The sequence below is a fragment of the Pseudomonas sp. App30 genome (assembly GCF_047947025.1).
Lineage (GTDB): Bacteria > Pseudomonadota > Gammaproteobacteria > Pseudomonadales > Pseudomonadaceae > Aquipseudomonas.
The window spans coordinates 111778-123769 of record NZ_CP133165.1 but is presented as its reverse complement, the minus strand read 5'-3'; the positions used below and the strand labels follow the sequence as shown (position 1 = coordinate 123769).

General features: G+C 66.2%; 10 protein-coding genes. 2 read left to right on the top strand and 8 right to left on the bottom strand.

Annotated features, from left to right (window positions below; translation table 11 throughout):
* Window positions 1-26: 26 nt before the first annotated feature.
* From RAM80_RS00550 to araD1, 3 genes are all read right to left on the bottom strand, one after another.
* Window positions 27-1580, bottom strand: coding sequence for a UxaA family hydrolase (locus RAM80_RS00550; RefSeq protein ID WP_416424284.1), 1554 nt, complete (start codon window positions 1578-1580; stop codon window positions 27-29).
* A gap of 29 nt (window positions 1581-1609) precedes the next feature.
* On the bottom strand, window positions 1610-2923 hold the full coding sequence (locus tag RAM80_RS00545; protein ID WP_416424283.1) for an MFS transporter: 1314 nt from the start codon (window positions 2921-2923) through the stop codon (window positions 1610-1612).
* A gap of 72 nt (window positions 2924-2995) precedes the next feature.
* Window positions 2996-3994 carry an AraD1 family protein gene (gene araD1 / locus RAM80_RS00540; protein ID WP_416424282.1) on the bottom strand — a complete coding sequence of 333 codons (999 nt, stop codon included), beginning with the start codon at window positions 3992-3994 and terminating at the stop codon, window positions 2996-2998.
* A gap of 130 nt (window positions 3995-4124) precedes the next feature.
* Here araD1 and RAM80_RS00535 point away from each other — a divergent pair, with 130 nt between their 5' ends.
* Entirely contained in the window at window positions 4125-5051 is a 927-nt protein-coding gene (locus RAM80_RS00535; protein ID WP_416424281.1) for a LysR family transcriptional regulator, read from the top strand.
* 98 nt (window positions 5052-5149) lie between these two features.
* On the opposite strand, the gene RAM80_RS00530 is transcribed toward RAM80_RS00535, so the two are convergent.
* From RAM80_RS00530 to RAM80_RS00510, 5 genes are read right to left on the bottom strand one after another with little or no spacing between them, the layout of a single operon-like run.
* A complete protein-coding gene (locus RAM80_RS00530) occupies window positions 5150-6061 on the bottom strand; it encodes an SMP-30/gluconolactonase/LRE family protein (protein ID WP_416424280.1) in 912 nt (303 codons plus the stop codon).
* Window positions 6062-6075: 14 nt separating this feature from the next.
* Complete coding sequence (locus RAM80_RS00525; protein ID WP_416424279.1) at window positions 6076-7032, bottom strand: ABC transporter permease; 957 nt, start codon at window positions 7030-7032, stop codon at window positions 6076-6078.
* Window positions 7029-8027, bottom strand: a complete 999-nt coding sequence (locus RAM80_RS00520) for an ABC transporter permease (protein WP_416424278.1) — start codon at window positions 8025-8027, stop codon at window positions 7029-7031. The genes RAM80_RS00525 and RAM80_RS00520 overlap by 4 nt, the downstream gene beginning before the upstream one ends.
* Entirely contained in the window at window positions 8024-9475 is a 1452-nt protein-coding gene (locus RAM80_RS00515) for a sugar ABC transporter ATP-binding protein (protein WP_416424277.1), read from the bottom strand. Before RAM80_RS00515 ends, RAM80_RS00520 begins: the two co-directional genes overlap by 4 nt.
* A 12-nt stretch (window positions 9476-9487) precedes the next feature.
* Entirely contained in the window at window positions 9488-10510 is a 1023-nt protein-coding gene (locus tag RAM80_RS00510) for an ABC transporter substrate-binding protein (protein WP_416424276.1), read from the bottom strand.
* A gap of 242 nt (window positions 10511-10752) precedes the next feature.
* On the opposite strand from RAM80_RS00510, the gene RAM80_RS00505 reads away from it, so the two are divergent.
* Window positions 10753-11988, top strand: coding sequence for an ATP-binding protein (locus RAM80_RS00505; RefSeq protein WP_416424275.1), 1236 nt, complete (start codon window positions 10753-10755; stop codon window positions 11986-11988).
* The last annotated feature ends 4 nt before the right edge of the window (window positions 11989-11992 follow it).

Here is an 11992-nt window from a genome sequence, read left to right as displayed (position 1 = left end):
GTTCCTTGAAAAAGCTGGCAGCGGGTTCAGGTGATGGCGCCGATCTGCCACGGCACGAATTCGTTCTGGCCATAGCCATGCTGTTCGCTCTTGCTGCGTTCGCCGGAGGCGATGCGCAGCATCAGCCGGTAGATATGCTCGCCACGCTCCTCGATGGTCATGCTGCCGTCGGCAATGCCGCCGCAATTGACGTCCATGTCCTCTTCCTGGGTTTCCCACAACCGCGTGTTGGTGGCCAGCTTGATCGACGGCGACGGCGCGCAGCCATAGGCCGAGCCGCGGCCCGTGGTAAAGGCAATCAGGTTGGCGCCGCCCGCCACCTGGCCGGTGGCCGAGATGGGGTCGTAGCCAGGGGTATCCATGAACACTAGGCCGTGGGCGGTGACGGTTTGCGCGTACTCGTAGACGTCCACCAGGTCCGAGGAGCCGGCCTTGGCCACCGCCCCCAGGGATTTCTCCAGGATGGTGGTCAGGCCGCCGGCCTTGTTGCCGGCCGAGGGGTTGTTGTTGAGCTGCGCGTTCATGCGCTCGCAGTAGGCTTCCCACCAGTGAATGCGCTGGATGAGCTTTTCGCCCACCGCGCGGCTTACGGCGCGACGGGTCAGCAGGTGCTCGGCACCGTACACCTCCGGGGTCTCCGACAGGATCGCGGTACCGCCGGCGGCCACCAGGCGGTCCACGGCGTTGCCCAGCGCCGGGTTGGCAGTGATGCCCGAATATCCATCGGAGCCGCCGCACTGCAGGCCGATGATCAGGTGCTTGGTGCTGACCGGCTCACGTTGCACACGGTTGGCCTCGGCCAGCAGCGACTTGACCTGCTCGATCCCGCTGGCAATGGTCTTCGAGGTGCCGCCGGTGCCCTGGATGGTGAAGGTGCGCAAGGTGTTGTTGCGCTCCAGCCCCTGGGCGGCCAGCAGGTCGGGGATCTGGTTGGTCTCGCAGCCCAGGCCAATCATCAGCACTGCGGCGAAGTTGGGGTGAATGGCATAGCCGCCCAGGGTGCGGCGCAGCATGGCCAGCGCCTCGCCGCCCGGGTCCACGGCGCAGCCGAAACTGTGGGTCAGCGCCACCACGCCGTCGACGTTCGGGTAGGCGGCCAGCGCCTCGGGGTGAATGTCGCGGCGGAAATGGTCGGCGATGGCCTTGGCGACGGTGGCCGAGCAGTTTACCGAGGTCAGGATGCCGATGTAGTTGCGCGTGGCCACGCGGCCGTCCTCGCGCACGATGCCCATGAACGTGTCTTCGCGGCGCTCGCCAACGCCCAGGGCGTCGACGCCGAAGGCGTAGTCGCGGGAAAAGTCACCCATGGCCAGGTTGTGCACGTGCACGTGCTGGCCGGCGCTGATCGGCTGGCTGGCGAAGCCGATGATCTGGCCGTAGCGCCGCAGCGGCTGGCCGGCCGCTATGTCGCGGGCGGCAATCTTGTGCCCGGCTGGAATCGGCTGCTTCACCACCAGGCCTTCCACCGCCAGTTCAAGGCCCAGGGGCAGCGGCTGGCGGGCGATCAGTACATCGTCCAGCAGGTTCAGGCGAATCACGGCATTGGCAACGCTGTTGCCTGTTTTTGTTATGAGTTCCATGGTGTTTAACCTTCCAGGTAACGGCGAATTCAAGCGAAACCACGTTCGCGATAGTCGATGATGGCGGAGAACAGCATCAAGCCCATGGCCATCACCACGAAGAAGATCAGGGCCAGGAAATACGAGCCGGTGAACTGCACGATCAGGCCGATCAGGATGGGCACGATCACCCCGACCATGTTGCCGCAGAAGTTCATGCTGCCGCCCAGCACGCCCGCCTTGGACTTGCCGCCCAGAATGGCCGGCAGGCACCAGTACATGCCACACCAGCGCAGGAAGAACAGCGCCACGCACAGCAGGGTGATGACCGTGCCCGCGTCGGGAATGTAGGCCACCAGCAGGATGCACAGGGCGGTGACCGCCGCGGCGCTGCCGAACAGCGTGCGCATGACGCGGTTGGGCTCGCCGCCGGCGCTCTTCCACTTGTCGGCCAGCCAGCCGCCGAACAGCTCGCCAATGAAACCGCACATGAAGATCAGGAAAGTGGCGCCGCCCATGGCCTTGATGTCCAGGTTATGCACCTTGTGCAGATAGCTCGGCATCCAGGTCAGCAACCCGTAGAACACGCTGTTGTAGCAGGCGTAGCCAGCGAACATGGCCAGCACCGAACGGCTTTTCAGCAGTTCCTTGAGCACCGCGGCACGCTCGCCGTGGGTGCGCTTGGCCTGCGCGTTGGCGTCGGTGATGTAGGCCAGTTCCGCGTCGTTGACCTTGGGGTGCTCGGCCGGGCTGTTGCGGATGTACCACCAGGCCCAGACGCCCACCACCATGGTGCCGACGCCGGCGATGAAGAAGGCGATGCGCCAGGACTCGAACCAGGTGATCAGCGCGGCAATGATGATGGCGCCCAGCGCCGTGCCCAAGGGCGCGCCGCCGTCCACCAGGGTGGCGCCGCGGCCCCGTTCATTGGGGGTCAGCCAGGCGCCGTTGAGCTTGGCGCCGGCGGGCATGATCGGCGACTCGGCCACGCCCAGGCCGATGCGCGTGGCCAGCAGCATCATCCAGCTGTGGGCGCCGCCGGCGATGGCCTGGAAGAAGCCCCAGCCCACGGTGGCGACGCCAACGATATTGCGCACCTGGAAGCGGTCCAGCAGCATGCCGCCGGGGATCTGCATCAGCGCGTACGACCAGAAGAAGGCGCTGAGCATCAGACCTTCCAGGGCCGGGGTCATTTCGAATTCGGTGGAAATCAGCGGCATGGCCACCGACAGCGACGCGCGGTCGATGTAGTTGATAGCCGACAGCAGCAACAGGATCAGGAAGATGCGCCAGCGCACGGTGGTGGCGCCAGTGGGGGTAGCGGCCGCTTGCAACGGCATGACCCGTTCGGTCTTGGTGTTCATACGCTTCTCGCTTTTTATGATTGTTATCAGGCAGCAATGGGGCCGCCCGGTGCAGGCGACCCGCGAGAACTTCTAGAGCGCAGTGACAGTGCCGGCGGCCATCTCGCGCTCACCGGCTTGTATTCCATTGACCAACGGCCGTCCGAATTCGCCCATGCTGATCTCGAATTCATCCCCTACCTGGGTGTGCACGTTATCGGCCACCGACAGCGTCGCGGTGCCGAAGAAGTGCACGTGCACGTCGCCCGGGCGCAGGAACTGCGCGTACTTGAAGTGGTGGTACTCAAGGTTTTCCAGGCTGTGGCACATGTTGTCCTCGCCGCTGAGGAACTCTTTCTCCCACAGCACCTGGCCGTTGCGCCGAATGCGGCTAGTGCCGGTGAGGTGGGCCGGCAGCTCGCCTACCCGCAGCTCCGGGCCGTAGCTGCAGTTGCGCAGCTTGGAATGGGCCAGGTATAGGTAGTTGCGGCGCTCCATCACGTGGTCGGAGAACTCGTTGCCCAGAGCGAAGCCTACGCGGTAAGGCTTGCCGTCGCCGCCTACCACGTACAGGCCGGTCAGCTCGGGCTCCTCGCCGGCATCTTCGGCGAACGGCGGCTTGCTGAACGCCTCGCCAGGGCGTACCACGATCGAGCCGTCGCCCTTGTAGAACCACTCCGGCTGCACGCCGACCGTCCCGGGGGCCGGGCGCCCGCCTTCGATGCCCCACTGGAAGATGCGCGCGGTGTCGGTCAGCGCGGCTTCGTCCTGGATGTTCTGCTGGTGCATCTTGTCGCGCGTCGAGGCGCTGCCCAGGTGGGTGAGCCCGGTGCCACTGACCAGGCAGTGCGCCGGGTCTTCGTGGTCCAGGGGCGGCAGCACACGCCGCTCTGCCAGCAATTGGGTGTAGCTGTGCGGGGAAACGTCGGTGCCCCGGGCGTGGACTTCCGCCACCAGGCTGCGGCCGTTGGCGATGGCGTCCAGCGCCAGTTCACGGGTGGTAGAGGTGTCGCGCACCACCTGGATCGAATCCCCTTCGATCACGCCGACGAAGCGCTGGTGAGGTCCGGTTTCGAATTGAATCAACCGCATGCTGTGGTCTCCGCTGTTATTTTTATGCAGGGTGCGTTGAGCACCGCGTTGGGCATCACTTTAATTTCGCCACAGGTTGTTGCCTAATGAGAGCTGCTGATCCACCGATAACTTTTAGTGATCCCCCACCATGCTGCCGTCCCTCGCCACCATCAACTCGCGCCTGCGCCTCAAGCAGCTTCGGCTGCTGATTGCCCTGGATGACTATGGCTCGCTGCACAAGGCCGCGGAAGCGGTGGCCATCACCCAGCCGGGCGCGACCAAGGCGTTGCACGAAATCGAGTCCACCCTCGGCACGCCGCTGTTCGAGCGCACCAGCAAGGGGCTGGAGCCCAATGACCTGGGGCGCTGCGTGATTCGCTACGCGCGGCTCATCCACACCGACGTGGCGCACCTGCGCGAAGAGCTGCTGGGCATCATGCAGGGCCACGGCGGGCGCTTGTCGGTGGGCGTGATCATGGGCGCGGTACCAGCGTTGGTGGAGTCCCTGGCACGCCTGCGGGCACGCCAGCCGCAGTTGTCGGTGGAAATCGTCGAGGACACCAGCGCGCGGCTGCTGTCGTTGCTCGATGAAGGCCGCCTGGACATGGCCCTGTGCCGCACCAGCGTCAGCAAGAACCCGGCGCTGTATGACTGCCGCTCCCGCGAGCAGGAGCCGCTGATTGTGGTGGCCAACCCGGCGCACGCGTTCGCCACGCTCGACACCGTCAGCCTGGATGAGCTGGCGGCGTCACGCTGGGTGGTGTTCCCGGTGAACATGCCCATGCGCCTGACCCTGGAGCGCGAATTCCGCGAAGCGGGCCTGGCCTTCCCGACCTATTCCATCGAGACCTCATCCACCTTCACCACCCTGTCGCTGTTGCTGCAGGACCCCAACCTTGTGGCGGTAATGCCCGAGGACGTGGCGCGGATGGCCGTGGACTTCGGCATGCTGGTGCACCTGCCGTATGCGCTAACCTCGCGCAGCGAGCCGTATGAGATCGTTACCCGCCATGGCGTCAGCCTGCCCGCGCCCGCGCGGTTATTGATTGAAGAGCTGACCCAAGCAGCCACTTAACTACGACGGTCTTCTGTGGGAGCTGGCTTGCCAGCGAGTTTTGGAAGTTTTAAAAACTCGCTGGCAAGCCAGCTCCCACAAAGAAGTTTGGCGTGGTGTCAGGGGTATTGCGCGCCGGCCACAGCCACGTGAATCAGGTACAGCGACGTATTGGCGGTGATGAACAGCCGGTTGCGCCGCGGCCCGCCGAAGGTCAGGTTGGCGACCTTCTCGGGCAACAGGATCTTGCCCAGCAACGTGCCTTGGGCATCGAAACACTGAATGCCGTCGCCGGCGCTGGTCCAGATGTTGCCCTGCACGTCCACCCGAAGGCCGTCGGGAATGCCCGGCTCGATCTGCGCCAGCACCCGCGACTTGCCCAGCCAGCGCCCGTCCACCACCTCCATGGCGCGGATATGATGGGGCGCTGCGGGGTCGTGGGTGCGCGCCGAATCGGCGATGTACAGGGTCTTGCCGTCCGGCGCGAACGCCAGGCCGTTGGGCTGCACGAAGTCGTCGGCCACGCACACCACCTCGCCGCTGTGCGGGTCGATGCGGTAGACGTTGCGGCCGGCCTGTTCGGGCTCGGCCTGGTAGCCCTCGTAGTCGCTGAGGATGCCGTAGGTGGGGTCGGTGAACCACACCCCGCCGTCGCGGTGCACCACCACGTCGTTGGGCGAGTTCAGACGCTTGCCGTTGAAGGCATCGGCCAGCACCGTGATCGAGCCATCCGGCTCGGTGCGGGTAACGCGGCGGGTGCCATGCTCGCAGGTCACCAGGCGGCCCTGCTGGTCGCGGGTGTTGCCGTTGGCGAAGTTGGAAGCTGCGCGGTACACCGACACCCCCTGCTCCGGCGTCCAGCGCAGGATCCGCTGGTTGGGAATGTCGCTCCACAGCAGGTAGCCGCCATCGTTGAACCACACCGGCCCCTCGGCCCAGCGGCAGCCGTCATACAGGCGCTCCAGCTGGGTGTTGGGCAGGGTCAGGCTGCGAAAGCGCGGGTTGGCGTATTCGTAGATGTCTTCAATCATTCTGCAATCCTTGGTCACAGGGCGCGCTTGCGGCCGCTGACGGCGGCAATCACCGCGATAATGATCAGGCCGGTGAGAATCATGCGGACCCCGGCGCTGGCGCCGAAGGTGTTGAGCATGCTCACCAGCAAATACAGGAACAGCGCCGCGCCCCACAGCCCCGGCACGTTGGAGAAACCGCCGGCCACCGAGGTGCCCCCGATCACCACCACGGCAATCGAGGCCAGCAGGTACTCATCGCCCATGCTCAGCGACGCGCCGCCGGAAAAGCCCGCCAGCAGCACCCCGCACAGGCTGGCGAACACCGCGCTCAACACGTAGGTGGCAAAGCGCACGCGTTCCACGCGCACCCCGGCGAGTTCGGCGGCGCGGGCGTTCTGGCCGATGGCCAGGGTCCAGCGCCCGTACCGGGTACGGGTCAGCAGATAGCTGCCCAGTACCGCCAGCAGCACCACGAAAATCGCCAGGTACGGCACGCCCAGCACATGCCCGGTGGTGAATTGATAGAAGCCGTCCGGCGGCGCGATGCGCACGCTGCGCCCGTAAGCGATGGCCAGCGATTGCAGGAGGAAGCTGGCCGACAGCGTGGCAATGATCGGCGGAATGCGCAGCACGCGGATCAGCGCGTAGTTGCCACAGCCCACCAGCACGCCCAGCGCCAGCACCCCGGCGATGCCCAGGGCAATGTTCAGGTCCTGGCCGGCCATCAGTTTCATGCCCACGGCGCCGCTCAAGGCGATGTTGGCCGGTATCGACAGGTCGATGTTGCCCGGCCCCGTGGTGATCACGAACATCTGCCCCAGGCCGACGATCACGAAGAACGCCGAGAAGCTCAGCGCCCCCGACACCAGCGCGCCAGCGCCTTCGCCGCGGGTGAACACCAGGGTGGCGAGCCACACCAGCAGCGCGGCCAGGAATGCCCACAGCCAGGGTTTGCCCAGCAGCCGATTGAAACCAGTGGCGGTAGTCATACCGGGCGAGCCTCCAGGCGGTTGACGGCGGTGCGCAGGGCCAGCACCAGGATCAGGATCGCGCCCTGGGCGCCGATCTGCCAATCGGGGGAAATGCGGATGAACGACAGCAGCGAGCCGGCCAGCACCAGGGTCAGCGCGCCCATTACCGCGCCGATGGGTGACACCCGGCCGCCGACGAACTCGCCGCCCCCCAGGATCACCCCGGCTATGGACAGCAAGGTGTAGCGCAGCGCCATGCTGGCGTCGGCCGAGGTGGTCAGCCCCACCAGGAACAGGCCCGACAGCACGCCGAAGCTACCCGCCAGCGCATACAGCGTGACCTTGATGCGCAACAGCGACCAGCCGGCCTTGGCGATGGCCAGGGGGTTGCCGCCGGCGCCGCGCAGCACCACGCCGAGGGTGGAGCGCATCAAAAAGGCATGCACCGCCACCGCCAGCACCGCGCAGACGATGATGGCGAACGGCACCAGTGGCGTGCGGATCTTCACCAGCGCCTGCAGCCACTGCGGCGCGCTGCCACCTGGTGCAGGGAGCAGCAACACCGCCGCGCCGCCCCAGATGAACGACATGCCCAGGGTGACGACAATGGCGGGCAACTGGCGCAGATGCACCAGTGCCCCCAGCAACGCATACACCACCACGCAGGCTACCAGCGCCAGGCAACCGAGCAGCGGATGCTGGTTGAGCAAGGTGGCGGCCACGCAGGCGACGAAACTGATGAAGCTGCCCAGCGACAGGTCGAGGTCGTTGACGGTGATGATCAGCATCTGCGCGATGGTGGCCAAGGCAATCGGCACCGCCAGGTTGAGCATCAGGTTCATGCCCATGTAGCTCATGGCCCGCGGCTGCATGATGAAAATGGTGGCCAGCAGCACCACCAGCGACAGCCCCGGCAAGGCGCTGCGCAACAGCCGCGCGCGGTTCACGGCGGCGGGCGCTGCCTGCGCCTGCACGGCTTGGCCTTTCAAGGGCAAGGGATGGGGCGCATTCATGCCACGGCCTCCTGGAACGAGCTGCGCAGCACCTGCGCTTCGCTCAATTCATCACGGGGGAAGTCAGCCACCACCTGGCCGTCGCGGAACACATAGATGTGGTCGCAATAGTCCAGCTCTTCAAGCTCGGTGGTGTACCAGATGAAGGTGCGGCCGCGCGCGGCCTCCTCCTGCACGATGGCGTAGACCTCGCGCTTGGTGCCTACGTCGACGCCGCGCATGGGGTCGTCCATCAGGATCAGGGCACTGTCGGACGCCAGCGCCCGCGCGAACAGGGCCTTTTGCTGGTTGCCGCCGGACAGTGACAGGATCGGGTTGGCCATGTCGGGGGTGCGAATGCCCATGCGTTGCTGCCAGTGGGCGGCCATGGCCTGCTCGGCCTGCGGGTCCAGCAGCACGCCGCGCTTGAGCGCCGCCAGCGAACTGATGGTGATGTTCTGGGCAATCGACCACAGCGCGAATACGCCATCGGTCTGGCGGTCGCCGGCCACCAGGGCCACCGGCAGGCCCTGGGCGACGCGCTGGCGCAGCACCTGGATCAGCAGCTGGCTTTGGCCCTGCCCGGCCAGGCCGGCCAGCCCGACAATTTCGCCGGCATGGGCGGCTATGTGGCGGCCATCGGTTTGCCGCGTCGGCCGCTGGTTGACCACCACGGCCTGCTCGCGCTTGGACACGAAAGCGCCCGCGCCGGCATGGGCCTTGGCGCCACTGCCCATGCACTCGACCAGCGAGGCATGGTCGAAGGCGCTGGCAGCACGCACCGCCACCACCTGGCCGTCGCTCATCACCGCGATACGGTCGCAGGTGGCAAGCATCTCGCCGAGGATGTGGCTGATCAGCACCACGCAGCCACCGCCCGCCACGTAGCGACGCACGTGGGCCAGCAACTGCCCGGCCACCCGTGCGTCCAGGGACGAGGTGGGCTCATCGAGGATCACCAGCGCCAGGTGCTCGCCCGCCACGCAGAAGGCACGGGCGATTTCCACCATCTGCCGCTGACCGATGGGCAGGTCGGCCACCACCTCGTCGGCGCCAATGCCATGGCCGGGGAAAATGCTGTCCAGGCTGGCGCCGATCAACGCCGCCGCCTTGCGCCGCCAGCCAAAACCACGCAGGCCGGGGCACATCAGCCGGGTGTTTTCCGCCACGCTCAGGTTGGGGCACAGCGACAGTTCCTGGAACACGCAGCGAATGCCGTGCTCGCGGGCCACCTGCACGCAGTAGCCGGTGCGCACGTCCTGGCCGGCCATGTGCAAGGCGCCGGCATCCGCCGCCAGGGTGCCCGCCAGCACTTGCATCAGGGTGCTCTTGCCGGCGCCGTTGTGGCCAATCAGGCCCAGGCACTCCCCGGGGTGGAACTGCAGGTCCACGTTGCTCAGCGCGCGCACCGCGCCGAAGGTCTTGCCCACGCCCTGCAGGCTGACCAGGGCCGCTTGATTGGCTTGCATCGCAGGTCTCCTTTAGCGGGCAGTCGGGCTGGTCAGCTTGGCGACATCGCCGACGCTGTAGGCCTGGCTGACGATGCCGCCTTTTTCCACGCCCTTGAGCGAGGATTCCAGCGTGTCCTGGGTAACGCTCAGCGCCGGCGACAGCAGGTCATGGGGCAACTGTTTGCCATCCAGCAGCTGCTGGGCCACCCAGAACGCCAGGCTGCTGATGCTCGGGGCGCTGGAAATGGAGAAGCTCTCGTAGCCGTTGGCGTCTTTCTGTTTCTTCCACCACGACAGCTCTTCCTCGCGGTTGCCGAAGATGATCACCGGCGCCGGGCGGCCGGCCGCGCTGAACGCCTGGGCGACGCCAAAGCCGTCATCGCCCTGGGTGACTACCGCATCGATCTTCGGCAGGCTGGGCAATATGCCGGCCACGGCCTTCTGCGCGGCGGTCTGCGACCAGTTGCCGTTCACCGAGCCGATGATCTTCAGTTGCGGGTACTGGGTGGCGCCGGCGCTGATGCCCGAATGAATCAGCTCGTCCACCGACACCCCGGCCAGGCCGCGCACTTCCAGTACGTTGGCGCCTTGCGGGAAGCGCTTGGCCAGGTAGTCCATGGCCTGCTGGCCGCTTTGCTTGAAGTCCATGGAAATGCGGTAGGCGCAGGGCTCGGTGACCACGCCGTCGAACGAGACGACGATGATGCCGGCGTCGCAGGCCTGCTTCACCGCGCCGTTGAGCGCGGTGGGCGACGCGGCGTCGATGACGATGGCGCTGTAGCCCTGCAGGATCAGGTTCTGGATTTGCGCGGCCTGTTCGGTGGCCTGGTTCTCGCCGGTGGTGAACGAGTCCGCGCCGGCAATGGTGCCGGCCTTGACCGCCTGTTCACTGGTCTGCTGCCAGCTGGCGAGCATGCCCTGGCGCCATGAGTTGCCGGCGTAGTTGTTGGACAAGGCGATGGTTTTATCGGCCGTGGCGGCCTGTGCGAACATGAACGGCGTGATCAGCAATGCAGTGGACAGCAGCGCGGAGCGCAGCGGGTGACGTTTCATGATTTTACCCTTGTTATTTTTGTGGGCATCAGGCCGCCGAAGGCTTCGGTCGTGCCGGTCTTACTGAAACTGCGCCCCCAGTCTGCGCTGGCGGCCAGGGCCTGTCCGGGGGCGTTGCTGCATACTTGACACCCTTTGCGCGCACATTACTTGCGGGATCCCGCAAAAGGTTGGCGCAAGCCTGCAGGCCACTTTCAGTCATACTCAGGCCAGGCTTCCCATAACAACAAAGGCCGACCACCATGGCGCCACGCGCACCCATTGCCGCCGAAAACGTGCTGCATCACTTCCTTGGCATCTCCCGGGCCCTGGCCGGGCGCCTGGATTTCCAGTCGATGATCGATGCCGTTTCCGAGGAAATTCGCCACATCCTGCCCCACGACCACCTGGACGTGAGCCTGCTGCTGGACAACCACAGCCACCTGTCCGCCTACGAAACCGGCGTGCACACCGCCTGGGGCGACTTCGCCAACCACCCGCTGCCCATCGCCCAGAGCCCGATCCGCGCGCTGCTGCGCGGTGACGAAACCTATATTCTCAGCGACGACGCCATGAACGATGCGCGCTTCCAGTTTCCCGGCGCCATCAACCACCCGATCTTCGACGCGCGCCTGCGCAGCCGCCTGCACGTGCCGTTGCGGGCGCGCGGCGAGGTCATCGGCGCGCTCAGTTGCTCCATGCACACGGCCAATTTCTACACCCTCGACGATGTGCGTCACACCCAGCACGTGGCGGACCTGCTGGCCTCCTACCTGTACGCCCTGCACCAGACCGAGCAGGCCAAGCAGCTGGCCATCGCCGAGGCGCAGATTCGCGCCCGCGAGGAGGGCCTGAGGCTGGGCGTGCTGCGCCTCACCGAAGAGCTGGAAAACGAACGCCAGCGCATCGGCATGGACCTGCACGACCAGACCCTGGCCGACATGACCCGCCTGTACCGGCGCATCGGCCGCCTGCAGTTGCAGGGCAACGCCGGCGGCGCGGAACTGGCGCAGCTGGGCGGCGCGCTGCAGGACAGCATGCAGGAGCTGCGCTCGATCATCGACGCGGTCAAGCCCACGGTGCTGCAGCTGTTCGGCTTCGAGGAAGGCCTGGAAGACCTGCTGCTGCGCAGCGTGCGCAACAGCGGCCTGGACATCGCCACCCACCTGCGCGACAGCACCGATGGCCTCGCCAACCGCCTGGCCGAACCGCAGCAGATCGCCCTGTTCCGCATCATCCAGGAGGCGCTGAACAACGCCATCAAGCACGCTGCGCCGCAGTCCATCGCCGTGGACATCACCACCACCGACAGCCACCTGCACCTGACCATTCTCGACGACGGCCTGGGCCTGGACGGCGCTGGCCCGCTGGAGAGCAGCGGGTTGAAGAACATGCAGGTGCGGGCGCAACTGCTCAGCGCCCAGGTGCACATCGGCAAGGGCCCGCATGGCAAGGGCACCTGCGTGAAAATCAGCCTGCCGCTGCCGGCCCACGCCTGAACAG

Coding starts and splice junctions, on each gene's coding strand:
- araD1 (WP_416424282.1), bottom strand. CDS start 3,994: ATGCGGTTGATTCAATTCGAAACCGGACCTCACCAGCGCTTCGTCGGC.
- RAM80_RS00535 (WP_416424281.1), top strand. CDS start 4,125: ATGCTGCCGTCCCTCGCCACCATCAACTCGCGCCTGCGCCTCAAGCAG.
- RAM80_RS00550 (WP_416424284.1), bottom strand. CDS start 1,580: ATGGAACTCATAACAAAAACAGGCAACAGCGTTGCCAATGCCGTGATT.
- RAM80_RS00525 (WP_416424279.1), bottom strand. CDS start 7,032: ATGACTACCGCCACTGGTTTCAATCGGCTGCTGGGCAAACCCTGGCTG.
- RAM80_RS00545 (WP_416424283.1), bottom strand. CDS start 2,923: ATGAACACCAAGACCGAACGGGTCATGCCGTTGCAAGCGGCCGCTACC.
- RAM80_RS00530 (WP_416424280.1), bottom strand. CDS start 6,061: ATGATTGAAGACATCTACGAATACGCCAACCCGCGCTTTCGCAGCCTG.
- RAM80_RS00520 (WP_416424278.1), bottom strand. CDS start 8,027: ATGAATGCGCCCCATCCCTTGCCCTTGAAAGGCCAAGCCGTGCAGGCG.
- RAM80_RS00510 (WP_416424276.1), bottom strand. CDS start 10,510: ATGAAACGTCACCCGCTGCGCTCCGCGCTGCTGTCCACTGCATTGCTG.
- RAM80_RS00505 (WP_416424275.1), top strand. CDS start 10,753: ATGGCGCCACGCGCACCCATTGCCGCCGAAAACGTGCTGCATCACTTC.
- RAM80_RS00515 (WP_416424277.1), bottom strand. CDS start 9,475: ATGCAAGCCAATCAAGCGGCCCTGGTCAGCCTGCAGGGCGTGGGCAAG.